24 protein-coding genes and 1 tRNA gene are annotated in these 23,363 nt (G+C 70.9%); 18 read left to right on the top strand and 7 right to left on the bottom strand.

What is annotated here, in order from left to right; all coding sequences use genetic code 11:
- Positions 1 to 98: 98 nt before the first annotated feature.
- The 13 genes from ACFU5O_RS10670 (at position 99) to ACFU5O_RS10610 (ending at position 12,240) form a co-directional block, all read left to right on the top strand.
- Complete coding sequence (locus ACFU5O_RS10670; protein WP_384238730.1) at positions 99 to 500, top strand: NADH-quinone oxidoreductase subunit A; 402 nt, start codon at positions 99 to 101, stop codon at positions 498 to 500.
- Positions 491 to 1,120, top strand: coding sequence for an NADH-quinone oxidoreductase subunit B (locus tag ACFU5O_RS10665; protein ID WP_384238728.1), 630 nt, complete (start codon positions 491 to 493; stop codon positions 1,118 to 1,120). Before ACFU5O_RS10670 ends, ACFU5O_RS10665 begins: the two co-directional genes overlap by 10 nt.
- Positions 1,117 to 2,676 carry an NADH-quinone oxidoreductase subunit C gene (locus ACFU5O_RS10660; protein WP_384238726.1) on the top strand — a complete coding sequence of 520 codons (1,560 nt, stop codon included), beginning with the start codon at positions 1,117 to 1,119 and terminating at the stop codon, positions 2,674 to 2,676. The genes ACFU5O_RS10665 and ACFU5O_RS10660 overlap by 4 nt, the downstream gene beginning before the upstream one ends.
- On the top strand, positions 2,673 to 3,641 hold the full coding sequence (locus tag ACFU5O_RS10655; RefSeq protein WP_384238724.1) for an NADH-quinone oxidoreductase subunit H: 969 nt from the start codon (positions 2,673 to 2,675) through the stop codon (positions 3,639 to 3,641). Before ACFU5O_RS10660 ends, ACFU5O_RS10655 begins: the two co-directional genes overlap by 4 nt.
- Complete coding sequence (locus ACFU5O_RS10650; protein ID WP_384238723.1) at positions 3,641 to 4,234, top strand: NuoI/complex I 23 kDa subunit family protein; 594 nt, start codon at positions 3,641 to 3,643, stop codon at positions 4,232 to 4,234. The genes ACFU5O_RS10655 and ACFU5O_RS10650 overlap by 1 nt, the downstream gene beginning before the upstream one ends.
- Positions 4,231 to 4,809 carry an NADH-quinone oxidoreductase subunit J gene (locus ACFU5O_RS10645; RefSeq protein WP_384238721.1) on the top strand — a complete coding sequence of 193 codons (579 nt, stop codon included), beginning with the start codon at positions 4,231 to 4,233 and terminating at the stop codon, positions 4,807 to 4,809. Before ACFU5O_RS10650 ends, ACFU5O_RS10645 begins: the two co-directional genes overlap by 4 nt.
- Entirely contained in the window at positions 4,809 to 5,177 is a 369-nt protein-coding gene (gene nuoK, locus ACFU5O_RS10640) for an NADH-quinone oxidoreductase subunit NuoK (protein ID WP_384238719.1), read from the top strand. Before ACFU5O_RS10645 ends, nuoK begins: the two co-directional genes overlap by 1 nt.
- Positions 5,174 to 7,165 carry an NADH-quinone oxidoreductase subunit L gene (locus ACFU5O_RS10635; protein WP_384238718.1) on the top strand — a complete coding sequence of 664 codons (1,992 nt, stop codon included), beginning with the start codon at positions 5,174 to 5,176 and terminating at the stop codon, positions 7,163 to 7,165. The genes nuoK and ACFU5O_RS10635 overlap by 4 nt, the downstream gene beginning before the upstream one ends.
- 27 nt (positions 7,166 to 7,192) lie before the next feature.
- Positions 7,193 to 8,746, top strand: coding sequence for an NADH-quinone oxidoreductase subunit M (locus tag ACFU5O_RS10630; RefSeq protein ID WP_384238962.1), 1,554 nt, complete (start codon positions 7,193 to 7,195; stop codon positions 8,744 to 8,746).
- A complete protein-coding gene (locus tag ACFU5O_RS10625) occupies positions 8,743 to 10,284 on the top strand; it encodes an NADH-quinone oxidoreductase subunit N (protein ID WP_384238716.1) in 1,542 nt (513 codons plus the stop codon). The genes ACFU5O_RS10630 and ACFU5O_RS10625 overlap by 4 nt, the downstream gene beginning before the upstream one ends.
- Before the next feature lie 89 nt (positions 10,285 to 10,373).
- Positions 10,374 to 10,832: a large conductance mechanosensitive channel protein MscL gene (mscL, locus tag ACFU5O_RS10620; RefSeq protein WP_384238715.1), complete on the top strand. Its 459-nt coding sequence runs from the start codon at positions 10,374 to 10,376 to the stop codon at positions 10,830 to 10,832.
- Positions 10,833 to 10,987: 155 nt separating this feature from the next.
- Positions 10,988 to 11,851 carry a zinc metalloprotease HtpX gene (gene htpX, locus ACFU5O_RS10615; RefSeq protein WP_384238714.1) on the top strand — a complete coding sequence of 288 codons (864 nt, stop codon included), beginning with the start codon at positions 10,988 to 10,990 and terminating at the stop codon, positions 11,849 to 11,851.
- Complete coding sequence (locus ACFU5O_RS10610) at positions 11,848 to 12,240, top strand: YccF domain-containing protein (protein WP_384238712.1); 393 nt, start codon at positions 11,848 to 11,850, stop codon at positions 12,238 to 12,240. Before htpX ends, ACFU5O_RS10610 begins: the two co-directional genes overlap by 4 nt.
- 285 nt (positions 12,241 to 12,525) lie before the next feature.
- Here the strand turns inward: ACFU5O_RS10610 and ACFU5O_RS10605 are convergent, their stop codons facing one another.
- Positions 12,526 to 13,764: an APC family permease gene (locus ACFU5O_RS10605; protein ID WP_384238710.1), complete on the bottom strand. Its 1,239-nt coding sequence runs from the start codon at positions 13,762 to 13,764 to the stop codon at positions 12,526 to 12,528.
- A gap of 107 nt (positions 13,765 to 13,871) precedes the next feature.
- On the opposite strand from ACFU5O_RS10605, the gene ACFU5O_RS10600 reads away from it, so the two are divergent.
- Complete coding sequence (locus tag ACFU5O_RS10600; protein ID WP_384238708.1) at positions 13,872 to 14,141, top strand: GlsB/YeaQ/YmgE family stress response membrane protein; 270 nt, start codon at positions 13,872 to 13,874, stop codon at positions 14,139 to 14,141.
- A gap of 23 nt (positions 14,142 to 14,164) precedes the next feature.
- Here ACFU5O_RS10600 and ACFU5O_RS10595 read toward each other — a convergent pair whose 3' ends face one another.
- The 3 genes from ACFU5O_RS10595 to ACFU5O_RS10585 form a co-directional block, all read right to left on the bottom strand.
- Complete coding sequence (locus ACFU5O_RS10595) at positions 14,165 to 14,821, bottom strand: alpha-ketoglutarate-dependent dioxygenase AlkB family protein (protein ID WP_384238706.1); 657 nt, start codon at positions 14,819 to 14,821, stop codon at positions 14,165 to 14,167.
- On the bottom strand, positions 14,818 to 15,330 hold the full coding sequence (locus ACFU5O_RS10590) for a methylated-DNA--[protein]-cysteine S-methyltransferase (protein ID WP_384238704.1): 513 nt from the start codon (positions 15,328 to 15,330) through the stop codon (positions 14,818 to 14,820). The genes ACFU5O_RS10595 and ACFU5O_RS10590 overlap by 4 nt, the downstream gene beginning before the upstream one ends.
- A 150-nt stretch (positions 15,331 to 15,480) precedes the next feature.
- Positions 15,481 to 15,969 (bottom strand): YajQ family cyclic di-GMP-binding protein, encoded by a 489-nt coding sequence (locus tag ACFU5O_RS10585; RefSeq protein ID WP_384238703.1) that lies wholly within the window; start codon positions 15,967 to 15,969, stop codon positions 15,481 to 15,483.
- Positions 15,970 to 16,171: 202 nt separating this feature from the next.
- On the opposite strand from ACFU5O_RS10585, the gene ACFU5O_RS10580 reads away from it, so the two are divergent.
- Together ACFU5O_RS10580 and ACFU5O_RS10575 are read left to right on the top strand one after the other, a co-directional pair.
- Positions 16,172 to 16,253 (top strand) — tRNA-Tyr (locus tag ACFU5O_RS10580).
- 456 nt (positions 16,254 to 16,709) lie between these two features.
- On the top strand, positions 16,710 to 17,078 hold the full coding sequence (locus ACFU5O_RS10575; RefSeq protein WP_384238701.1) for an amphi-Trp domain-containing protein: 369 nt from the start codon (positions 16,710 to 16,712) through the stop codon (positions 17,076 to 17,078).
- Between the two features lie 213 nt (positions 17,079 to 17,291).
- Here the strand turns inward: ACFU5O_RS10575 and ACFU5O_RS10570 are convergent, their stop codons facing one another.
- Positions 17,292 to 18,278: an NAD-dependent epimerase/dehydratase family protein gene (locus ACFU5O_RS10570; RefSeq protein ID WP_384238699.1), complete on the bottom strand. Its 987-nt coding sequence runs from the start codon at positions 18,276 to 18,278 to the stop codon at positions 17,292 to 17,294.
- Between the two features lie 304 nt (positions 18,279 to 18,582).
- Here ACFU5O_RS10570 and ACFU5O_RS10565 point away from each other — a divergent pair, with 304 nt between their 5' ends.
- Both ACFU5O_RS10565 and ACFU5O_RS10560 read left to right on the top strand, forming a co-directional pair.
- Positions 18,583 to 20,760 (top strand): FG-GAP repeat domain-containing protein, encoded by a 2,178-nt coding sequence (locus tag ACFU5O_RS10565; protein WP_384238698.1) that lies wholly within the window; start codon positions 18,583 to 18,585, stop codon positions 20,758 to 20,760.
- 277 nt (positions 20,761 to 21,037) lie between these two features.
- The gene (locus ACFU5O_RS10560) at positions 21,038 to 21,679 is read left to right on the top strand and encodes a hypothetical protein (RefSeq protein ID WP_384238696.1); all 642 of its coding nucleotides are present in this window, start codon (positions 21,038 to 21,040) and stop codon (positions 21,677 to 21,679) included.
- A gap of 226 nt (positions 21,680 to 21,905) precedes the next feature.
- Here the strand turns inward: ACFU5O_RS10560 and ACFU5O_RS10555 are convergent, their stop codons facing one another.
- Positions 21,906 to 22,604, bottom strand: coding sequence for a L,D-transpeptidase (locus tag ACFU5O_RS10555; RefSeq protein ID WP_384238694.1), 699 nt, complete (start codon positions 22,602 to 22,604; stop codon positions 21,906 to 21,908).
- 144 nt (positions 22,605 to 22,748) lie between these two features.
- A complete protein-coding gene (locus ACFU5O_RS10550) occupies positions 22,749 to 23,204 on the bottom strand; it encodes an ATP-binding protein (protein ID WP_384238692.1) in 456 nt (151 codons plus the stop codon).
- Positions 23,205 to 23,363: the final 159 nt, after the last annotated feature.

Genomic DNA, 23,363 nt, shown 5'->3' with positions numbered 1-23,363 from the left:
GCCAAGGCGTGACACGACTGCTTACCCTGCCCTTAGCAGGGCCTAGACTCCCGTGCGAAAGGATCGTCGAACACCGGGGCAGGGAGCGAGGGACGGACGTGCCGGAACCCACCGAACCGACCGTACTCGCGGCCGACTACTTCCAGAGCTACTCGGTCGTCGGGCTGCTCGCCGTGATCGGAGTCCTCTTCGTCGCGGTGGCCTTCGGCGCGGGCCGCCTGCTGCGGCCGGTCGTACCGACTCCGGAGAAGCTCCTCACGTACGAATGCGGAGTCGACCCGGTGGGCGAGGGCTGGGCCCACACGCAGGTCCGCTACTACGTGTACGCCTACCTCTACGTGATCTTCGCCGTCGACTCGATCTTCCTGTTCCCATGGGCGACGGTCTTCGCCGCTGCCGGGTACGGCGCGACGACCCTCGTGGAGATGTTCATCTTCCTCGGCTTCCTGGCCGTGGGACTGCTCTATGCATGGAAGAAGGGCGTCCTCACATGGACGTGACCCCGCAGACCCCCGAACCCGTGCTGCTTCCCGAGCCTGGGGGACCCCCCGCCGAAGGCAGGGGGAGGCTGGGCGCCCTCGCCCGGCTCGCACCCGAGCCGATGAAGGTGGTCCTGAACTGGGGCCGCCGCTACAGCCTCTGGGTCTTCAACTTCGGGCTCGCCTGCTGTGCGATCGAGTTCATCGCCGCGTCGATGGCCAAGCACGACTTCATCCGGCTCGGCGTCATCCCGTTCGCGCCCGGACCGCGCCAGGCCGACCTGATGATCGTCTCCGGCACGGTGACCGACAAGATGGCACCCGCGGTGAAGCGGCTGTACGAGCAGATGCCGGAGCCCAAGTACGTCATCTCCTTCGGCGCCTGCTCGAACTGCGGCGGTCCCTACTGGGACTCGTACTCGGTGACCAAGGGCGTCGACCAGATCATCCCCGTCGATGTGTATGTGCCGGGCTGCCCGCCCCGGCCCGAGGCGCTGCTCCAGGGGATCCTCAAGCTCCAGGAGAAGATCGCGCGGGAGTCGCTGAGCGAGCGGTACGGCTCCGCCCCGACGGGGGCGTCCGTCGGCGAGCTGCGCAGTGGTCTGGTCACCCCGCCTCCCGCCCCGGGAGCCGCCTCGTGACCGCCTTCGACACCGATATCGCCGAACGGTTCGGACCGGACGCGACCGCCGAGGCGGCCTACGACGTACTGACGGTGGACGTCCCGGCGGCCGGCTGGCTCGAAGCGCTGCGCACTGCCCGCGACGAACTCGGCTGCACCTATTTCGACTGGCTCAGCGCCGTCGACGAGCCGGGCACGGGCTTCCGTGTCTGCGCCCACGTCGTCGCGCTGGAGACAGGACCCGGGTCCGGGGGACACTCGGTCCGCCGCCTCCTGCTCCGTACGACGGTCCCGCACGACACCCCCGCCCTTCCCACGGCGGTGGGTGTCTACGCGGGCGCGGCCTGGCACGAGCGCGAGACGTACGAGATGTTCGGTGTCACCTTCACCGACCACCCGCACCTCGTTCCGCTGCTCCTGCCGGAGGGCTTCGAAGGGCATCCGCTGCGCAAGGACTTCGTCCTTGCGGCGCGTGTCGCCAAGGCCTGGCCCGGTGCGAAGGAGCCGGGGGAGTCCGAGCACGGCGGCCCGAAGCGGCGCCAGATGCTCCCGCCCGGCGTTCCCGACCCGAACGAGTGGGGCCCTCTCAAGGGCCAGCTCCCTCCGGCCCCTGCCCGGCCCGCCCGCGCTCCACGCGCTGCGGGGGACCGCCCTGCTCGGCGTACGCGCAGCGTGGCGGAGGGCTCGGTCGGCCAGGCGACGGGGGCCCCCGGGACTCCCGAAACCCCCGAAACCCCCGAAACCCCCGTGACTCCCGTGACTCCCGAAACCGCGGCGGCCTCCGAAGCCTCTGCGGCACCGGCCCGCCGGGCGCGCACCGCTTCCGGGGGCTCGGCGAGCCAGCGCCCGTCGGCTCCCGAGCAGGCCACGCCGGAGGCCACGGACGCGCAGCCCCCGGCCGCCGCGGCACCGGCGGAGGCAAAGCCTTCCGCCACCGAACCGCCCCCCGCGACCGCACCCCGGCGTGCGCGCAGCGCGAGCGAAGGCTCGGCGACGCAGCGCGAGGAACAGGCCGCAGCCACGCCGGAAGCTGCCGCTGTGCCGGAGGCCACCGCCGCGGTAGCGCCGGAGGCCGCGGAACCGCCCGCGCGCCCGCGCGCCCGTAGCGCCGATGCTCCCTGGCACCACGCCCGCCCGGCATTCGAGAATGCCGAGCCCAAGCCCGAAGGCGACGCGGAGCGCGAGACGGAGCGCGAGACGGAGCCCGAACGGGAACCCGCAGCGGAACCCACCGCCGGGATTCGGCCGCCTCGGCCGCCTCGGCCCGAGTCCCGGGACGAGGGCGAGGGTGAGGCAGAGCCCGGGGCCGAGGCCGAAAGCGGCACGCCCGAGTCTCAGGACCAGCGCGAGGCACAGCACGGGGCCGAAGCCGGGGCTGAAGCCGGTGCGGAACCCGAGCCCGAGCCCACGTCCGAGCACCGACCCGATCCCGATCTCGAGCCCACGCCCGACTCCGCGCCCCGGCCCGAGACCGAGACCGAGACGGACACCGCATCCACCCCCCGGCGGGCGAAAGGGTCCGACGAAGGACCCGGCGCCGAGCCGGCCGACTCCGAAGGAGGCGACCCCGCATGAACGGCGCACTCGACGTCGCCCTGCGGCTGGTCGTCATCTTCGCCGTCTTCCTGGTGCTGCCACTCGTCATCGGGCAGACCGAGCACAAGGTGATGGCCCATATGCAGGGCCGCCTCGGCCCCATGTACGCGGGCGGCTTCCACGGCTGGGCGCAGCTCGTCGCAGACGGTGTGAAGTTCGCGCAGAAGGAGGACGTGGTCCCGGCGAACGCCGACCGCCGCATCTTCCAGCTCGCACCCGCCGTGGCACTCCTCCCTTATCTCCTCGTCCTGGTGGCCATCCCGATCGGTCCGAGCGAGGGCGCGGTCGGTGTGCTCATCGACGCGGGCCTGTTCTTCGTGCTCGCCGTCATGGGCGTCGGGGTGCTCGGCTCGCTCATGGCGGGCTGGGCGTCCGCCAACAAGTTCTCCCTCCTCGGCGGTCTGCGTACCGCCGCCCAGCTCCTCGCGTACGAGCTCCCGATGCTGCTCGCCGCCGCCTCCGTCGCGATGGCGGCCGGAACCGTCTCGCTCCCCGGCATCCTGAACGCCTTCGAGTGGTGGTGGCTGCCCTGGCAGATCGTCGGCGCCCTGGTCTTCTTCGTCGCCGGCCTCGCCGAGCTGCAGCGCCCGCCCTTCGACATGCCGGTCGCCGATTCCGAGATCATCTTCGGCGCGTACACCGAGTACACCGGCCTGCGTTTCGCGCTCTTCCTGCTCGCCGAGTACGCGGGCATCGTCGTCCTCTGCGGTCTGACCACCGTCCTCTTCCTCGGCGGCTGGCACGGTCCGTTCGGCGCCGACGGCCTCGGCTGGGTGTGGACCCTGCTCAAGACGGCCGTGCTCGCCTTCATCGTGATCTGGCTGCGCGTGACCTATCCACGGCTGCGCGAGGACCAGCTGCAGCGGCTCGCCTGGACGGCCCTCGTGCCGCTCGCCCTCGCCCAGATCGCCCTCACCGGCGTCGTGAAGGTGGTGATGCAGTAATGCCTCCGATCCCCGGATCCGGCCTGGCCAAGGGTCTGGCCGTCACACTCCGCACGATGACGCGGAAGTCCGTCACCGCGCAGTACCCGGAGGTCCAGCCGCATCTGCCGCCCCGCAGCCGCGGCGTGATCGGCCTGTTCGAGGAGAACTGCACGGTCTGCATGCTCTGCGCCCGTGAGTGCCCCGACTGGTGCATCTACATCGACTCCCACAAGGAGACGGTTCCCGCGGCCACCCCGGGTGGCCGTGATCGCAGCCGCAATGTCCTCGACCGCTTCGCGATCGACTTCTCGCTCTGCATGTACTGCGGTATCTGCATCGAGGTGTGTCCTTTCGACGCGCTGTTCTGGTCCCCGGAGTTCGAGTACGCGGAGACGGACATCCGTGAGCTCACCCACGAGCGGGACAAGCTCCGCGAGTGGATGTGGACGGTCCCGGCGCCTCCCGCGCTCGACCCCGCCGCGGAGGAACCCAAGGAGCTCGCGGCCGCCCGCAAGGCGGCCGAGAAGCTCGCCGCGGAGCAGCAGGCCGCCGCGGAGGCCGAGGCCGCCGCCGAGGCCGGGCCCACCGCCTCCGAGGAGGGGGAGTCGTGAGACTCGCAGCCGAAGCGCACGGCTTCCTGTCCCCGACCGGCGTGGAGATCGCGTTCGTCCTCGTCGGCATCGCCACCCTCGCGGCCGCCGTTGTCACGGTCACGACCAGGCAGCTGGTGCACGCCGCCCTCTGGCTGGTCGTGGCGCTCGGCGGCCTCGCGGTCGAGTACCTGCTCCTGACCGCCGAGTTCATCGCCTGGGTGCAGGTGCTGATCTACGTCGGTTCCGTCGTGGTCCTCCTTCTTTTCGGTCTGATGCTCACCAAGGCCCCGATCGGCCGATCCCCGGGAGCGAACTCGGGCAACCGCCCGGCCGCCCTGGTCGTGGCCGTCGTGTCCGCCGCCGCCCTGGTCTGGGTGGTCGTCGATGCGTTCCGCGCCACCTGGATCGACCTGGACGGAGCGGCCCAGGGCTCCACCCGGGTGTCGGGAGAGATGCTCTTCCGGTACTGGGTGCTGCCGTTCGAGGCGCTGTCCGTCCTGCTTCTGGCCGCCCTGGTGGGCGCGATCGTCCTGTCGCGCAAGGGCCCGGCGGACCAAGAGGGGTCCGGCAAGGACCGTGAGGGGAAGAGCTGATGCATCTCGCCTATCCCGCGGTGCTCTCCGTCCTGCTCTTCTGCACCGGGCTGTACGGAGTGCTCGCGCGCCGGAACGTGATCCTGGTCCTGATGTCCGTCGAGCTGATGCTCAACGCGGTCAATCTCAACCTGGTCGCCTTCGACGTCTGGCTGCGGGACACCCTGCACACCGGCCAGGCCCTGACCCTCTTCACCATCGCCATCGCCGCCGCGGAGATCGGCATCGGCCTGGCGATCGTCCTGGCGGTCTACCGCAACCGCGGCTCCTCGGACATCGACAACCTCCGCGACACCGCCGAGGGCGCCAAGGGCGCCGAGGAGGCGGCCGAGCCCGCCCCGGCAGAGAAGGCTGAGGCCACCGCGTGACCACGACGACCCTCGCCGTTCTCGTCCCCCTCCTTCCGTTCCTCGGCGCCGCTGCCGGCCTGTTCCTCGGCCGTACCGCGCCCGGGTTCGCCCGCCCTCTGGCCGTCCTGCCGACGCTGGCCGCCACCGTGGTCGCGGCCCTCGTCGCCGGGCGCCAGGGCGGCGGCAAGCCGATCGTCGCCTCCACCGAGCTCACCCCCACCGGCTCGGTCCCCATCGACCTCGCCCTGTACCTCGACGGCTTCGCCGTCCTGGTCGCCGTGCTCGTCGGGGTCGTCGCGTCCTGCGTGCAGATCTACTCGACGGCGTATCTGCGCGACGACCCTCGCTACCCCTCGTACGCGGCACTCGTCTCCCTCTTCACCTCCGCGATGCTGCTCGTCGTCTACTCCGGCGACCTGATGGTGCTGCTGGTCGGCTGGGAGATCATGGGCATCTGCTCGTACTTCCTGGTCGGCCACTACTGGGAGACGCCCGAGGCCCGCTCGGCCTCCCTCAAGGCCTTCCTCGTCACCAAGCTCGGCGACGTCCCCTTCCTCTTCGGGCTCTTCGCCCTGGCCGTGGATGCCGGAACGTTCCGCATCACCGGCATCCTGGGCGCCGTGGCGGCAGGCGGCATCGACCACCCCACCCTCGTCGCGCTGCTGCTGCTCGCGGGTGTCGCGGGCAAGTCCGCGCAGTTCCCGCTGCACACCTGGCTCCCCGACGCCATGGCGGGCCCCACCCCGGTCTCCGCGCTGATCCACGCCGCGACGATGGTCGCCGCCGGTGTCTACTTCGTCGCACGGCTGCTGCCCGTCTTCGCGCAGTCGGCAGCCGCTCTGGTCGTGCTCGCCGTGATGGCGGCCGTCACGATGGTCGGCTCGGCACTCGCCGCACTCGCCCAGGACGACATCAAGCGGGTCCTCGCGTACTCGACCATGGGCCAGCTCGGCTACATGTCAGGAGCCCTGGCCGTCGGCGACCGCGGAGCCGCCGTCTTCCACCTCCTCTCGCACGGCGCGTTCAAGGCACTGCTCTTCCTGGCCGCCGGCGTGATCATCCACGCCGCGGGCACCAACTCACTGACCGCCATGTCCCGGATGAGCGGCCTGGCCAAGCGCATCCCCGACGCCTACTGGACGATGACGATCGCCCTGCTCGCGCTCGTGGCCATTCCTCCCTTCGCCGGCTTCTTCTCCAAGGAATCCGTGCTCGTGGCCGCCGAGCACACCGCGCTCGGCGAGTCCGACTTCGCCCCGGCCGGGGCGGGCTGGACCGTCCTGGTCGCCGGTCTCCTCACCGCCCTCCTCACCGCGGCCTACGCCACCCGGCTGTGGCTGCTCGCCTTCCGGGGCCGCGGCGCCGAGGTTCCCGACCACGGCAAGCAGCCTCTTGCCATGAACGCCGTGCTCTGGGTGCTCGCGATCCCGTCACTCGGTTTCGGCCTGACCGCGGTGTACGTCGACGACTGGTTCGACGGACGCCCCCTCACTCCGACACTCACGACCGCGGTGCTCGGCACGGGCGTGGCCCTCGTCGGCGCACTGGTCACCTACGGCACCTGGCGGCACACCACAGCGATGGCGGCCCGGGCCCGGGCAGGCAAGCCCGCCCCGGTGCAGCCGCAGGTCGTGGCACATCCCGACGCCGAGCCCGCCCTGGTCGAGGCAGAGGCCCTGCACATGCCGCACCCCTCGGCGGACCCCGCCGACCCCGGCCGGCTGCTCCTTGGCCCGCTGCACCGCCCGGCGGCGGCCGGCTTCCACCTCGACGCCGTCTACCGCACCCTGTTCGTCCGCCCTGTCCTGGCCGCCGCCGAGCTGGTCCGCTTCCTCGACCGCGAGGTCGTCGAGACCTACGTACGCGGCGCGGGCACCGGGGCCAACGGGCTCGGACGGCTCGTCCGCCGCGCCCAGACAGGCAATGTGCAGACCTACCTCAGCGTCCTGCTCGCCGGCTCCGTCGTCCTGGCGATCGCCGCCGTACTCGTCGCCGCCGGAGTGTGAGCCGTGACCGATATCAGCGAATCCGTGATGCAGTTCCTTCTCGCGTTCATCGTCGTCGGCCCGCTCATCGGCGCCGCGGCGGCCTTTCTGCCGGCCCCGCCCGGGCTGAAGGGGAAGTCGCCCGACCAGGCCGTGCTCCGCCACGGGGTGACGGTCACCGGCGTGATCCTGGCCGCCGCGATCGTCCTCACCCTCGGCTTCGACCATGACCAGCCGTCGAGGATGCAGGCCACGACGGACATCAGCTGGATCCCGGCCCTGGACGTGCGGATCCACCTCGGCATCGACGGCATTTCCCTCCCCCTTCTGGTCCTGACCGCGCTGCTGACCTTCCTCTGCGCGCTGTACAGCTACTTCAAGATGCCCGCGGGCCCGTCCCCGAAGGCTTTCGTCGCCCTGCTGCTCGTCCTCGAGTCCGGCACCCTGGCCACCTTCGCCGTCCTCGACCTGCTGCTCTTCTTCCTCGCCTTCGAGATGGTCCTCATCCCGATGTACTTCCTCATCGCCCGCTGGGGCGGCGAGGGCCGCCGCCTCGCGGCCTGGAGGTTTATCCTCTACACACTGCTCGGCTCGGTCGTCATGCTGCTCGGCCTGCTCCTCGTCGGAGTCAAGGCCGGCACCTTCGACATGGTGGCACTCGCCACTGACAACGGCCGGGGGCTGAGCACATCCGTGCAGCTCATCGCCGTTTTCGCGATCGGGATCGGTCTCGCCGTGAAGACCCCGATGTGGCCGCTGCACAGCTGGCTCCCGGACGCCCACACGGCCGCCCCGACCGTCGGCTCGGTACTCCTCGCCGGGGTCCTACTGAAGATGGGTACGTACGGTTTCGTCCGTATCGTCCTCCCGATCACGCCTGACGGGATGCACACCCTGGCCCCGTACCTCGCCGCCTTCGCGGTCGCCGGCATCATCTACGGATCGCTCGCCTGCCTCGCGCTCGCCAGGCCCGGCGCGAAGGGCGACCTCAAGCGCCTCATCGCCTACTCCTCCGTGGGCCACATGGGCTTCGTGCTCCTCGGCATCGCGACCATGACCCCGACCGGTGTCAACGGCGCGCTCTTCGCCAACATCGCCCACGGCCTCATCACCGGCCTGCTCTTCTTCCTGGTCGGCGCGGTCAAGGACCGCTACGGCACCGCGGACCTCGATGCCCTCGCCGGAGCCACCGGCGCGGCGCTGTACGGCAGCGCGCCCCGTCTCGGCGGGCTGCTCGCCTTCTCGGCCGTCGCCTCCCTGGGCCTGCCCGGCCTCGCCGGCTTCTGGGGCGAGATGCTGGCGCTGTTCGGGGCCTTCGACCCCGCCGACGGCCTCAGCCGCCCGGCCTTCCTCACCTTCATGGTGATCGGCGGTCTCGGCACCCTGCTCACGGCCGCCTACCTCCTCGTGGTCGTCCGCCGCGTCTGCATGGGCGCGGTCAGGCCGGCCGGCGAGGTGAAGATCGCCGACGTCCAGGGGTACGAATTCGCCGCCTGGACGCCGCTCGTCGCCCTCACCGTCCTCGCCGGGCTGTGGCCCGCGGTCCTCCTCGGCCTCACCGACCCGGCCGTGCAGAAGCTCCTCGCAGGAGGAAAGGCATGACCTCCCTGGCCGCCGCCACCCATGTGCTGTCCGCACCCGTCGTCCAGTCCGTCGACTGGCTCGCGATCGCCCCGCCCACCATCGCCGCGGTGGCCGCGCTGGTCATCCTGGTCGCCGACCTCTTCGTCCCGGAGCGGAACAAGGCATTCCTTGGCTATGCGGCCATCGCCGGTCTCGCCGCCGCGGTGCTCTCCCTGGCCCCGCTGCGCAAGGGTGACCGCTCGACCTTCTGCCTCACCACCGCGCCGGACCACTGCAGCTACACGGCGGACCACTTCGCTCTGGTCATCCAGTTCCTGGTGCTCGGCGGCGCTCTGCTCACGGCGCTGATGTCGGTCACGGAAACGAAGGACCGGCTGCCCGCCGGCGAGTACTGGTTCCTGCTGCTGTCGTCGGCCGCCGGAGCCGCCCTGCTGCCGGCCTCGCGGGACCTGGTCACGCTCGTCGTCGCCCTCGAAGTGGCCTCGCTGCCCGCCTTCGCCCTGGTCGGCCTGCGGCGCGGGAACCGGATGTCGAGCGAGGCGGCGCTGAAGTTCTTCCTCTCCTCGGTGACGGCCACCGCCGTGATGCTGCTCGGCGTCAGCTTCGTGTACGCGACCACCGGCAGCCTGCACCTGACCCGGATCGCCACGCGCCTGGACGACGTCCCGGCACAGCTGGAGACCCTCGCCCAGGTGGGCGTCGCGCTGACCCTGGTCGGCTTCGCCTTCAAGACCGCCGCTGTTCCGTTCCACTTCTGGGTGCCCGACAGCTATGTGGGCGCGCCGCTTCCCGTGGCCGCGTACCTCTCCGTCGTCGGCAAGGCGGTCGGCTTCTCGGGGCTCATCCTGGTGACCGTCATCGCGTTCCCGGCGTACGCGGACGTGTGGGGGCCCGCGATCGCCGTGTTCGCGGCCCTGACCATGACCGTCGGCAATGTCGCCGCCGTGCGTCAGTCGGCCACGCGCGCGTGGAGCGCGGTCCGGCTGCTGGCCTGGTCGTCGGTGGCGCAGGCCGGCTACATCCTGGTGCCGATCGCGGCGGCGGCGTACTCCAGCGACGACCAGATCGGCTCCACCGTCGCGTACGCGCTGATGTACGCCGTCGTCAACCTCGGTGCCTTCGCCGTCGTCGCCCTCGTCGCCCGGACGAGCCCGCTGAACCGTATCGCCGACTACCGCGGGCTTTACGCCACCCGCCCGGTGACCGCGGTGGTGATGGGCTTCTTCCTGCTCTGCCTGGCCGGGCTGCCGCCCGGCATCATCGGTCTCTTCGCCAAGGTCACGGTCTTCTCGGCCGCCGTGGACGCCGGCCTGGGCTGGCTCGCGGTCATCATGGCCGTCAATGTCGTGATCGCGCTCTACTACTACCTGCAGTGGACCGCCCTGCTCTTCCGGGCACCCGAAGGGGCCGCCGAAGGAGCGTCCGGGGAACCGGCGGTACGGCACCGCGCCCCCGCTCTGGTCATGGCCACGATCGCCGTCACCGCTGTGGCGAGCGTTCTGCTCTCCGGCTGGCCCCAGCTCGTGCTGCGCTTCGCCGCGGTCAGTCTTTTCTGACCCGATCCGGGCGGTTCGACAAGCGGTGCCCGTAGAGGGCACCGTGTTCAGCGCACAAGGACACAGCGAACAGCGAGGGAGAGCCGGCTGTGCTGAGCGGGTTCAAGGACTTCATACTGCGCGGAAACGTGATCACGATGGCGATCGGTCTGGCCGTCGGGGCCGCCTTCACGGCGGTCGTGACCGGGTTCAGCAACGCCTTCATCACCCCTCTGATCGGCGTCGCCACCCGCGGCACCGGTGACTTCAGCAAGGCGGCCTTCCAGGTCCAGGACGTGAAGTTCCCGTACGGGCTCTTCATCAGCGCCACCATCGCCTTCGCGATCACCGCCGCGGTCCTCTACTTCTGCGTCGTCGTCCCGATGATGAAGGTGCAGAACCGCTTCACCAAGGAGGAGCCGGTCAGCATCAAGGTGGCCGTACGCGACTGTCCCCGCTGTTACAGCGAGATCCCCGCGATCGCCAGCCGCTGCGCACACTGCACCAGCGAGGTCGAGCCGGTCGCCGAGGCCCTGGAGAAGGCCGGGCTGCTGCCGGCCCAGCGCTGACCGGGCCGCTGTCACCCGAACGGCCCAAGCCCCCACCCGTGAGGACGGGGGAACCCGCTGCTCCCGCCTGGCGTTGACCAGTACGGGAGGGTCCACTGGAGAGCGGACCACGACCAGCGAAGGGTTCCCCTGCCGCACGACTTGGAGGGCGTACCGTGCACCGCCGGCACAACGGGCTGAGGACCGCAGTTCTCCTCGGGGGACTGTCCGCCCTCATCATTGTCATCGGCAGTCTCTTCGGCCGTACGGGCCTGATCATCGCCGTCCTCGTGGCGGTCGGGACGAACGCGTACGCGTACTGGAACAGCGACAAGCTGGCGCTGCGCGCCATGCGCGCGCGCCCCGTCAGCGAATTCGAGGCACCCGCGCTCTACCGGATCGTCAGGGAGCTCTCCACGGAGGCCCGCCAGCCGATGCCTCGTCTGTACATCTCGCCGACCCAGGCCCCCAACGCCTTCGCCACGGGACGCAATCCGCGCAACGCGGCGGTCTGTGTCACCGAAGGGATCCTCAGGATCCTGGACGAGCGCGAGCTGCGGGGCGTCATCGGCCACGAGCTGAGCCATGTCTACAACCGGGACATCCTGATCGCGTCGGTCGCCGGAGCCCTCGCCTCCGTGATCATGTTCCTCGTCAACTTCGCCTGGCTGGTCCCGATCGGCCGCTCCGACGACGACGAGGGCCCGGGCCTCCTCGGCATGCTCCTGATCATGATCCTCGGCCCGCTCGCGGCGTCCGTGATCCAGCTCGCCATCAGCCGGTCCCGTGAGTACGAGGCGGACGAGTCCGGTGCCCGGATCACCGGCGACCCGCTCGCCCTCGCCAGCGCCCTGCGCAAGCTGGACGCGACCACGAAACAGCTGCCGTTGCCGCCCGAACCGAAGATCGAGGCCACGAGCCATATGATGATCGCGAACCCGTTCCGCCCGGGCCAGGGAGTCGCGAAGTTGTTCTCCACACACCCGCCGATGGCAGAACGTATCGCCCGGCTCGAGCAGATGGCAGGTCGCCGATCATGAGGACAGTCCTGAATGTCATCTGGCTCATCCTGTGCGGCTTCTGGATGTTTCTCGGCTATCTCCTGGCCGGCGTGCTGCTCTGCATCACGATCATCGGTATCCCGTTCGGCCTGGCCGCCTTCCGTATCGGTGTGTACGCGCTCTGGCCGTTCGGCTACACGGTCGTCGAGCGGCGGGACGCGGGCGCGCCGTCCTGCATCGGAAATGTCCTGTGGCTGGTCCTGGCGGGTTGGTGGCTGACGCTCGGTCATGTCGTCACAGGCATCGCCCTGTGCCTCACGATCATCGGCATCCCCCTGGGGATCGCGAACTTCAAGCTGATCCCGGTCTCGCTGCTGCCGCTGGGCAAGGAGATCGTCCCGAGCGACCAGCCGTTCGTGGGCCGGTGAGCCGGACCGGACGACGGGAGTTCCCGGGCCGTTCACGGCCGCCTGCCCGAGCGCACACCGGGAGCCTGCCCGGTCGCTGACGCCGGCGCCGCCGGGTGCGCAGCCCTACGGGGGCATCGAGGCGGTCCTCGGCTGACGCGCACGGCCCGATTTTCAGTGCCGTGGTCCAGCATGAACTCATGACGAAGAGCGAGCAGTTGCCGGGCCGACGCGCCCACGGTGCGGGCATGCTCCGATGGGAGCCGCGCGCCCGAATATGAGCCGCTCCGGTATGAGCCGCGCGGCCTACGAGGGTCTGCGCTGCGCCCGTAGCGCGTACGCGATCGCCCCCACTGCCAGCACCGCCGCCCCCGGCACCACCGAGGACAGCGGAAGGGTGAACGCGAGCGCCAGACACCCCGCGAGACCGCACGCGGCGAGTACACGCCACCTGGAACCGAGCGTCCAGGCCGAGGCGTTGGCGATGGCGTAGTACACGAGCACCCCGAACGACGAGAAGCCGATCGCGCCCCGCACATCCGCCGTCGCCGCCACAACGGCCACCACCGCGCCCACCGCCAGCTCCGCGTGGTGCGGTACCCGGAAGCGTGGATGAACGACCGACAGCGTGCGCGGGAGGTGGCCGTCCCGGGCCATTGCCAGCGTGGTACGCGAGACGCCGAGGATCAGCGCCAGAAGTGAACCGAGCGCGGCCACCACCGCGCCCACCCGCACCACCGGGACGAGGCGGTCCGCCCCGGCCGCCCGCACTGCCTCCGCCAGCGGAGCCGTCGCCCGGCCCAGCTCGTCCGCCCCCAGCACGGAAAGGACCGCCACAGCGACGACCCCGTACACGACCAGCGCGATGCCGAGCGCCGACGGAATCGCACGCGGGATCGTCCGGGCCGGGTCCCGGACCTCCTCGCCGAGCGTGGCGATCCGGGCGTACCCGGCGAACGCGAAGAACAGCAGCCCGGCCGCCTGCAGTGCGCCGCCCACCCCGCTGCCGGGTCCGCCCGCACCCAGCCGCCCCGGATCCGCCGACGACGACATGAGAGAGGAGACGACCACTGCCGCCAGCACAGCGAGCACGACCGCCACGATCGCCCGGGTCAGCCACGCCGACTTCTGAACACCCCCGTAGTTCACGGCAGTCAGCGCCACGACCGCGGCGACTGCCACCGCGTGCGCCTGCTCCGGCCAGACATAGACGCCGACGGTCAGCGCCATCGCCGCACAGGAGGCGGTCTTGCCGACGATGAATCCCCAGCCCGCCAGCCAGCCCCAGAACGGGCCGAGCCGCTCGCGGCCGTACACATAGGTTCCGCCCGACGCGGGGTAGCGGGCCGCGAGCCGTGCCGACGCCATCGCGTTGCAGTACGCCACCACCGCGGCCAGCCCCAGCCCCAGGAGCAACAGCGGACCGGAGCCGGCGGCCCGGGCCGCGGGTCCCAGCGCCACGAAGATCCCGGCACCGACCATCGAGCCCAGCCCGATGACCACCGCGTCGACCACGCCCAGTGACCTGCGCAGCTCCTGTGTCATGGGCCGCACCCTACTGTTCACCGCAACCACGCCCCGCACGCCGGGCGTCCTCCACGACAGCAACGTACGAAGGTACGAAGGACGTACGAAGAAAGGCAGGTCACGGCGTGAGCATCGTCAGCTGGATCATTCTTGGACTGCTCGCCGGAGTGATAGCCAAGATCCTTCTTCCCGGTCGCGACCCGGGTGGGCTCATCGGCACCACCCTCATCGGCGTCGCCGGTGCCTTCATCGGCGGCTGGATATCGTCCCGCTGGCTGGACCGGCCGATCACCAAGGAGTTCTACGACGGCGCCACATGGGTGTCCGCCATCGGCGGCGCGCTCGTGCTGCTCATCGCGTACCGGATCCTCTTCGGTCACTCGCGTTCACGCTAGGCCGCCGGTACCGGGCCGCCCGCTCAGTCCTGGAGACCGGTCTCGCGCAGAGTGATGTTCAGCCGGCCGGTCAGGCCCAGTGCCGGATCGGCCGTGCCCGGATACACCTTCGGCACGCCGTGGTACGCGAACCGCGAAGCGCCGCCGAAGACGAACAGGTCCCCGGACGTCAGTTCCACATCCGTGTAGGGCCGCCCCCGGTTCTCGGTGTTGCCGAGGCGGAAGACGCAGGTGTCACCGATGCTCAGAGAGACCACGGGGGCACCGGAGCGCTCGTCCTTGTCCTGGTGCATGCCCATCTTCGCGTCGCCGTCGTAGAAGTTGATCAATGCGGTGTCCGGTGTGTACGGCTCCCCGCCGGCGTCCCCGTACGCCCCGGCCAACGCCTCGCGCCCCAACGCCACCAGCCAGTCCGGGAACTCCGCGACCGGCTCGCCGTTCACGTCGTCGGCCGTGCGCGAGTAGCGGTACGGCTGCCAGTGCCAGCCCACGCACACCGTCTGCACGGACATCACCCCGCCACGCGGCAGCCGGGTGTGCCTGATGGGCACCGGCCCGCGGGCCCAGCTCCGGCATGCCTCGACGAGCTCCCGCTGCCTGGCCGGCGGCAGCCACCCGGGGACATGTACCGCCCCGGGCGCCACCACGGCCCGCTCCTTGGGGAAGAGCCCCGCAGTCACGACACCAGCGCGCCTTCCAGGCCGAGCAGTCGCTCCTTGCGCGCCAGCCCGCCCGCGTAGCCGCGCAGCGCGCCGTCGGCACCGATCACCCGATGGCAGGGCCGGACGACCAGCAGCGGATTCCGCCCGATCGCGGTCCCGACCGCCCTCACGCCGGCCCCCGTGGAGCCGACCCGCGCGGCGATCTGCCCGTACGTCACGGTCTCCCCGTACGGGATCTCCTCCAGCGCCCGCCACACGCGCCGCTGGAAGTCGGTGCTTCCGCCGTCCCGCTCTGCGTACTCGATCGCGAAGCGGGTCAGTTCCCCGGCAAAATACGCCCGCAACTGCCCGGCGATCCCCACGAACGTCTCCGGATCGTGACGCCAGCCCTCCCGGACCACCGCCGCGCCCTTCTGCCCCGGAACGGAGAGCGACACAAGCGCCGTACCGCCGGGGGCGGTGACGGACTCCTCGCCGACCAGCAGCAGCTCACCCAGCGGGCTGTCGACCGTCGCGTACACCGTCATGGCTCTGTCCTCTCCTCGTACCGTTCTCGCGGCTACGAGTCTGGTCCTTGGACCCCGACTCCGGCTGGCGGTATTCGGACGTCGCACACGGCGGGGGCGGAGCGACCCGCCGCTCCGCCCCCGGGTGCCGGGAACCGCTCGCCGAACGCGTCAGCGGTAGTTCACGAACTGCAGGGCGAAGTCGAAGTCCTGGCCCTTCAGGAGCGCGATCACCGTCTGCAGGTCGTCCCGGCTCTTCGAGCTGACCCGCAGCTCGTCGCCCTGCACCTGCGCCTTGATGCCCTTCGGGCCCTCGTCGCGGATGATCTTCGCGACCTTCTTGGCGTTGTCCTGGGAGATGCCCTCCTCGATCGAGGCGAAGATCTTGTACTCCTTGCCGGAGAGCTGCGGCTCGCCCGCGTCCAGCGCCTTGAGCGAGATGCCACGCTTGATCAGCTTGGACTGGAAGACATCGAGGATGGCGTTGACCCGCTCCTCGGAGTTCGCCTCCATCAGGATCTTCTCGCCGGACCATGAGATCGAGGCGCCGACGTTCTTGAAGTCGTAGCGCTGCGAGATCTCCTTGGCGGCCTGGTTGAGGGCGTTGTCGACCTCCTGCCGCTCGACCTTCGAGACGATGTCGAAACTGGAGTCGGCCATGTGCTGTGGCTCCTTGAAGTCGGGGGCGAACGGATGCGTGGACAGGCGGCCGGACTCCCGGACCGCTGCGGCAAGCCTAGTCACCCACGAACCGCCCGGGAGCTGATCAAACCGGTGGCGGAGCACCCCCGAGCATCAGGTATCGTTTACGTCGTTGCCACGGAGCACCGCAGAAAAGCGGCCACTCCGACAGCAATCCCATGGCGGTGTGCCCGAGTGGCCAATGGGAACGGACTGTAAATCCGTCGGCTTAGCCTACCCAGGTTCGAATCCTGGCGCCGCCACGCGATGTGAGACCCCCGTTGACCTGCGGAAACGCAGGATGGCGGGGGTCTTCTCGTTGCTCCGGGCCGATGGTCCCGCACCATGGCTACCCTCCGCCCGAACGATCGCCCGACGGCCACTCCGGCGCCGGCCTCAACAGCTGTCCATACAGGCGACTTGCCGTGATGCCCGGCCACCCGAACCGGTTCCTCGATCACCGGCGATGAACGGGACCCCATGCCGCCGACTGGGGCGAGCTCACCGAGCCGCTCCCGGGCCTCGACCGTGGACGCACAGCGGCAGGTCACCGGCGCCCTCAGGGGAGCGGATGTTCCAGAGCCTCCCGGGCAGATCGGACGGCACCTCGGCCGGTCGTCGGTCGTTCCGGTTCTTCTTTCGGCCATGAGGATGTCCGATCCCGTGCATGGCATCAGAATTGGCGCTATCCACTGTTTCTGCCGGATCGGAGACAGCCCATGAAGGACCTCAAGTTTGAGCAGAAGCGCTCGCTGTCACGCCTTGAGGCGGCTGATCAGCTCATGGCGCTCGCGGCCGCGCTGAGGGAAGGCGGGGATGCCGAACTGGAATTCGGCCCCGGGACGCTGAGTTTGCGGATCCCCGACGACCTTCGCACCGAGATGGAGGTCGAGGTCGGTGACGGGGAGATCGAGCTGGAGATCGAGTTCAAGTGGCCGACCGCACTCACCCGAACAGCGCCGTCGCAGGCGGCGGGCACAGAAGAGGTCCCGAGGAGGCGGAAGAGCGCACCCGCCAAGCCCAGGCGGAGCAGCACCGCCACCAGCAGGAGCACAAACGCGAAGCGGTCCAGCACCAAAGCGCCCTGAGCCGCGCCGAGGCCCTTGTGCCGGCCACCACGGCCCAGCCGGCCGAGCGGGGGGCCGAACACAAGATCCGGGACGGCTCCGGGCCACCGGGAGGCGCCGAGCCGTTGCGCCGGGCGTATCCGCAGGTGAGAGGCACGACTGCGGAGACGCAGGACGGCGGGGGTTTGGGTTGTCTCGTTGCCCCGCAGCGATCAACAGCCGGGGCCGGAACCGTCACTGGAGAGCGTCGAGCAACTCGCGCTCGCGCCGGGCGCTGAGGCCGGCACGCCTGGCACGGTCCAGACCCTGCTCGCGTTCCCAGAGGAGTGTGTCGGACAGCAGCTCCGCCCGGGGGCGATGACGCAGCCCGGCGGCGCGCGCCGCGGACCCGTTCCGTGCCGACCACCCTCCCCAGCCCGGCTCGACCAGCCACATCGGCAGGGACTCGGCCCCCATGTACTCGGCCACGCTGTTCGCGAGCAGCCATGCGGAGTCGGCGGTGACCACCGGACCGGTGTGCCCGCCGACGGTGCGGGACAGGTCGATCCACTCTCCGAACGGAACGACCGGACCGACGGCGTCGTAGGTGCCGATGCGCCCCGCCTCTGCGGCGTCGAGCAGCCAAGCGGTGAGGTCCCGCACATCCACCGCCTGTGTCGGCATGGCCGGTGCATCGGGAACCAGCATCGGTCCTTGCGGATCGCGTGCGGCACGGGCGACCCAGTAGCCCGAGCGTCCGCTGTGATCGCCCGGACCGCCGATGAGACCGGCACGTGCGATGAGGAGGCGGTCGCCCACGGCGGCCGTCGACGCCTGCTCGCAGGCGGCCTTCGCCTCCCCGTACAGCGCGCGGTCGACCTCGCTGCGGTCGGTCGGAGCAAGGAGAGCTGCGGACTCGTCCGCGTCCGTCGTGGCGTGGGAGGCGTAGGCGCTGACGGAGGAGACATAGGCCCAGTGCCTGGCCCTGCCGCCCAGTGCCCCGAGCGCGTCACGAACGAAGCCTGGCTGCCACGAGACCTCGACGACCGCATCCCAATCGCGGTCGAGCAGTGGTCCGTACGCCGAAGGGTCGCGCCGGTCGGCGGCCACCAGCGTGGCTCCGTCCGCGACTTCCCCGCTCTCGCCGCGAGCGAGGCACGTCACCCGATGACCGCGCTCGACCGCCGACCGCGACAACTCCCGGCCCACCCATGCTGTTCCGCCCAGAACCAAGATCTCCATCCCGGCACCCAAGCACCTCGGACACCGAGCGTCCGGGCAGGTTCGCTGACGGCGGACCTGTCGGCGTCGACCGATGGACCGCGCACCCCACGTACCCCACTGGCCCGGCGACCCGCGGTGGAAGAGTCGTCCGGGACCCCGTGAGCAACTCGAGAGCCATCGGCATTGGCATACCCGGGGCCCGGGGCCCGGGCCCCGCGGCCTCCCGGGCAGTCGAATCCCGTGTGGGGACGCCCCGAGCTCCACGATCTTGGGTCATATACGCTGCGGCTACTTTTGTGCACCACGCCCGGGGGGCTTCCATATGACCGTCCTGTCCCGCGCGCTCCTGAGGAGCGCGCTCATTCCCGTGCTCGCGCTGACTGCCGCCCTGCCGAGCGCTCAGGCGACTCCGGCAGCGGCCGCTGCCGGCCGCGCCGGCGCCGTCCCGGTCGGGCCCGGCCCGTGGACCGCCCCGAAGGATCTGCCCGGGGTCACCCAGGTCGTCGATCTGCAGTCGGCCCGGAACGGCACCCTGGCCGGACTCTTCACGCAGGGCGGACAGACCGTGCTCTCGGTCAGGCCCGCCGGCAGCAGCACCTGGCAGTCGACCAGGCCGGCGCCCGGCGCCACGCTCCAACGGACGGACGACGGCGCGCTCACGCTCCTGTGGTGGGTGACGGCGGCAGACGGAGCGAACAGCACGCTGCGGATGTCCCGGCTGTCTCAGGACGCCACTGCCTTCGGTCCCGCCGAGGACGTCGCGACGGGCACGCTCGGGACCGACTGGATCGGCCCGCGGACGCGCGCCACCACGATCGCGGCCAACGCTTCGGGCCGCCAGGCGGTCGCCTGGATGGACAAGGACCACCGGTTGACGGTCGTCGAGCGGGCGGGCGCCCAGGAGGCGTGGTCCGCGCCGGTGACCCTCGACCAGCTCCCGGACCCGGTCGTCCGGGCCGACAACGACTACGTCTACACGCTCCGGGACCTGCGGCCGGCCGTCGCCGAGGACGGTGCCCTGGCATTGGTCTGGGGTGGCAACACTCACTACACGGGCGACGGGGTGGACCCGGACCCGACCGCTGACAAGTGGCACTACAAGTTCTTGGAGAAGCCCGCCGGGGCAGGCTCCTGGACCGCGCCGCGCGATCTGCCGCAGCTGGGCGCGAAGCCTGATCAGGTCGCGCTGGCCGCCCATCCGCAGGGCGGGTTCCACCTGCTCTCCCTCGGCAACTACGCCCGCAAGCCGGCCGGTGCGGCGGCATGGGGGCCGGCACAGAGCACAGGGGTCGGCGCGAGCAAGTACGCCCCCGCCGAGCTCTTCACTGCCCCGAACGGCGATGTCACGGCGGTGGGCGGGGGGTCAGGCCCGGTCGTGGCGACACGTCTGTCCTCCCGGGGAACCTGGGGCGCCGGACAGCAGCTGACCGGCTACGCCGAGGGGGACTCGCTCAGCAGCACCCGGACCGCGAACGGTTCGGTCGTCGTCACCTACACGCAGAAGCGTTTCGAGAGCAGCCGCACGATCCGCCGCGATTTCGTCGTCCAGACCGTCGCGGGCGGCAGCGTGTCGAAGCCGCGCACACTCAACGCCCTGAAGGACGGGACCAGCAGCGCGGGCCGGGTGGCCACCGATGGCAGCGGCCGTCCGCTGGCGATCTGGACGCAGTCGGCCGATGACGGCTCCTCACGCTCGTCGTTCACGGCGACCACGGGTGTCCGGGCCCTGCCCAAGTGGCACGACTACGCCGACAGCACCCGCTCGGACATCCTGGGCACGTCCTTCAGCGAGGCGATGAACCTGCTCACGCAGGACACCGCCAACCCGGTCCGCACCTTCCAGGTGCGCCCCTGGGCGCAGGGGACCCGCATCGTGCCCTTCGGGGACTTCGACGGCGACCGCTGCAACGACCTCGTCGTGCGGCTGCCGGGCGGCGAGACCCGCCTCCACACCCCCGTCTGCGGCGGCCTGCCCGCGCCCGACTCCGCCTACCGACGCCTGTCGCGGGACTGGAGCGCGTACGACACCCTGGTCTCCAGCGGCGACCAGAACGGCGACGGCCGGCCCGACCTGCTGGCCCGCGACGCGTCCTCCGGCAACCTCTACCTCTACGCCCACAACGGGACCGACGGCTTCCTGCCCCGCGTGAAGGTCCGCTCCGCCTGGACCGGGTACAAGCGCGTCATCGGCGCCGGCGACCTCAACGGCGACGGCATCGGGGACGTCCTGGCCCTCGACAGGTCCGACGAACTCTGGCGCTACAACGGCACCCGCAGCGGAACCCTCAAGGACCGCGTCCTGGTCTTCAAGGACTGGGGGCGCTCCTACAAGGACGTCATCGGCGCCGGGGACCTCGACGGCGACGGCAGGAACGACCTCGTCTCCCGCGACACCTCCAACCGCCTCTGGCTCAACGCGGGCACCGGCACCGGCACGTTCGCCGACCGCGTCCAGGCGGGAGACGCCACCTACTGGAACAACTGGGCGTCCATCGCCTGACCACGCATGCCACGCGGCGTGCCCGCCACCGGTTCGCGGAACGTGGGGTGGCGGGCGCGACCGGGGCCCGGGCCGGTCCTGCCATTTCCAAAGGGAACGCGTCGTCCCCGGTGGCCGGGGTGTGGTCGCTGGCCGGCTCGATGTCGGAGTCCGTCTCCATGAGCTGCGCGGTCGTCGGCATCGAGGCGTGCCGGGCTGGCTCCTGACACCCGTTCACGCCTGCCCGGGCCCGGAAAAGGGAGTGCGGCGGGGGAGAGCCGAGCCGCACACTCCCGGAGTGATTCTGGTGCAGCCCGTCCTGGAGATCCGCGTCCCCGACGGCTTCAGCCTCTGGCCGGTCGCCGAGTGCGAACGGTACGGCTTCCTGACGCTCAGCGGCGCCCTCGATCCTGCCGGGATCGGCACGGCGGTCGCGAGCATCGCCGACTGCAACGACACCGGTGCCGAGGCCGACGACCGCACGCCGAGGCTGGACGATCCGCTCGGAAGCTTCCTCCACGGACTGCGCACCGTGGACGCCCCTGTGGCGTCCGGCGGCCTGCGGGTCACGGACGCCTCAACGGGCACCACCCTGGTGCCGGGCTGCTGCAACGGGCTGGAGGAGCGGCGCGAGTGGCTCGAGGTCGTCGACGGCGACGGCTTCGCCTCCTTCGGTCATGGACCCTCCCCGCTCGCAGAACGGCTCGGTGACATGGTCCGGTTGACGGTCGACACCGAGCGGAGCGACAGCCCTGTGATCGAGCTACCGGTCGGCGAGCTGCGCCGCCTGCTCACCGACGTGGAGCGAGACCTGACCGACTTCCTTCGGTCGGCCGCCGTCTGGGCCGTCCGGCACCTGCCCGGCCACGCCGCCCATGTGATCACCGGCGTCGCCGGCGCCCTCGCCCTGCCCGCGCCGGCCGTACCGCCGAATCCGTAAGCCACCGCGCCTGCCCGGTGCAGGTTTCCGGACGCACTCCCGCGGCCACGCGCCACCGCGAAGGGCCCTGCGCCGGCCGTCGGGCGGATCGGTCGGCCCGTCCATCCGCTCCGCGCGAGAGCCGGGGACGCCAGGGAAGCGAAAAGCGCCCGGAAGGGGCCAGGACCGACGGTCCGGGCCCCTTCCGGGCACTGGTCGGCACGGCCCTGTGGGGCCGTGGGATGCCTCAGGTTCCGGGCTTGCGGCCGTAGACGAAGACGTCGTCGCCGTTGCGGAGCAGGCTCCAGTACTTCGCGGCGTCGGTCTTGGTCATGTTCACGCAGCCGTGTGAGCCGGGCGGCGCCCACACGCTGATGCCGACCGAGTGGAAGGCCTGGCCGCCGTCGAAGAACTGGCTGTACGGCATCGGCACGTTGTACAGGCTGGAGACGTGGTCGATGTCCCGCCAGTAGACCTTCTTGAGGCCGGTACGCGTCTCGTGGCCGTCGCGGCCGGTGCGCACGGGGACCGGTCCGTACACCAGCCGGCTGCCGTCCTGGATCCAGCTGAGCTGGAGCGTCAGGTCGACGCAGGCGATGCGGCCCTTGTTCGTCGGGCACCTGCCGGACTTGTTCGGGTTGGTCCCGACGGCCTTCTGCCTGGTCATGAGATCCATGACGCCCCAGGTGACGGGCCCCGCCAGCCCGACGTTCGGGCTGATCGAGTGCTTCGTCTGGAATGCCTGGATCGCCTTGCAGTCGGCGGCCGACTGCCTGCCGTCCACCGGGCGGCCGAGGAACTTCTCGACCTGCTTCTGGTACGGCCCGGTCTGCGTGGTGCACGACGGCGCCGCATGAGCGGTCGTGCTCCCCATGGCCAGGGTGAGCGGGGCCACCAACGCGGTGATCCCGAGTGCGACGACTCCTCGTCGGCGAATGTCCCCCACGTCTGTCGACTCCTTATGCGCGTGGTCCGAGTTCCGCCTGGTAGACGGCGGGCGGGACGCAGTAGTTGCACGGGAATCGGAGACGGTTCAGTAACAGCCGCCGGGCGGGCAGGGGCCGGACGGCTCGTGGCCCGACCGACCGCCTCACCTCCGGTCGACGGGTCCGGCGACCCGGCCCGGCGTGGCCGCGACGGTGACCCAGCGGTTGTGGGCGGGGCCGCCCGGGGCCTGCGGCCTGGACAGGTGGGCGATCAGGACGCTGCCACGGCCGTGCTCGTCGGCGGCGCAGCTACTGGTCCAGGGGCCGGGCACGGCGGCGGGGCCGCCGTCGCTGACCTTGATGCGCACGTCCGGCGAGCCGACGGCGGGGGCCGCGGGACGGAGACGGAGACGTAGCCGGAGCGGTGGGCGGGCGTGTTCGACCGCGTTGGTGACGAGTTCGGACACGACCAGCACGGCGGCGTCGATGCTGTCCGGTCGCCAGCCCCAACGAGCCAGCAGGGAACGGGTGATACGGCGGGCAGCCGCGGGCGCGGTGGCGTCGTGCGGCAGACGGCGGGTGGTTGAGCGCGGCGCCCGGCCGTAGGTGATGGGGGACATGCGGTGGCTCCAGTACTGCCCGTCCGGTGCGTGGGGGAAGGCAGCTCGTACGGCCGTCGGGGGGTCGTTGCGGCGAGTCCGACGCGGCCGTCCCGGACCCCGGGCTGTGTCCCGACGGTCCGTCGAGGCCGCGCGGTACACGCCTGGGGTCCTTGGACG

The organism is Streptomyces sp. NPDC057445, assembly GCF_042802855.1.
In the GTDB taxonomy this organism is placed as follows: domain Bacteria; phylum Actinomycetota; class Actinomycetes; order Streptomycetales; family Streptomycetaceae; genus Streptomyces.
Note: the sequence above shows the minus strand (reverse complement) of the source record. Positions and strands in the feature narration are given on the sequence as shown.

What these genes read in the sequence shown, in the direction of transcription:
- ACFU5O_RS10665 (WP_384238728.1), top strand. Translation starts at nt 491, where the DNA reads ATGGACGTGACCCCGCAGACCCCCGAACCCGTGCTGCTTCCCGAGCCT.
- ACFU5O_RS10655 (WP_384238724.1), top strand. Translation starts at nt 2,673, where the DNA reads ATGAACGGCGCACTCGACGTCGCCCTGCGGCTGGTCGTCATCTTCGCC.
- ACFU5O_RS10650 (WP_384238723.1), top strand. Translation starts at nt 3,641, where the DNA reads ATGCCTCCGATCCCCGGATCCGGCCTGGCCAAGGGTCTGGCCGTCACA.
- nuoK (WP_384238719.1), top strand. Translation starts at nt 4,809, where the DNA reads ATGCATCTCGCCTATCCCGCGGTGCTCTCCGTCCTGCTCTTCTGCACC.
- ACFU5O_RS10630 (WP_384238962.1), top strand. Translation starts at nt 7,193, where the DNA reads ATGCAGTTCCTTCTCGCGTTCATCGTCGTCGGCCCGCTCATCGGCGCC.
- ACFU5O_RS10625 (WP_384238716.1), top strand. Translation starts at nt 8,743, where the DNA reads ATGACCTCCCTGGCCGCCGCCACCCATGTGCTGTCCGCACCCGTCGTC.
- ACFU5O_RS10610 (WP_384238712.1), top strand. Translation starts at nt 11,848, where the DNA reads ATGAGGACAGTCCTGAATGTCATCTGGCTCATCCTGTGCGGCTTCTGG.
- ACFU5O_RS10605 (WP_384238710.1), bottom strand. Translation starts at nt 13,764, where the DNA reads ATGACACAGGAGCTGCGCAGGTCACTGGGCGTGGTCGACGCGGTGGTC.
- ACFU5O_RS10590 (WP_384238704.1), bottom strand. Translation starts at nt 15,330, where the DNA reads ATGACGGTGTACGCGACGGTCGACAGCCCGCTGGGTGAGCTGCTGCTG.
- ACFU5O_RS10585 (WP_384238703.1), bottom strand. Translation starts at nt 15,969, where the DNA reads ATGGCCGACTCCAGTTTCGACATCGTCTCGAAGGTCGAGCGGCAGGAG.
- ACFU5O_RS10575 (WP_384238701.1), top strand. Translation starts at nt 16,710, where the DNA reads ATGAAGGACCTCAAGTTTGAGCAGAAGCGCTCGCTGTCACGCCTTGAG.
- ACFU5O_RS10570 (WP_384238699.1), bottom strand. Translation starts at nt 18,278, where the DNA reads ATGGAGATCTTGGTTCTGGGCGGAACAGCATGGGTGGGCCGGGAGTTG.
- ACFU5O_RS10565 (WP_384238698.1), top strand. Translation starts at nt 18,583, where the DNA reads ATGACCGTCCTGTCCCGCGCGCTCCTGAGGAGCGCGCTCATTCCCGTG.
- ACFU5O_RS10550 (WP_384238692.1), bottom strand. Translation starts at nt 23,204, where the DNA reads ATGTCCCCCATCACCTACGGCCGGGCGCCGCGCTCAACCACCCGCCGT.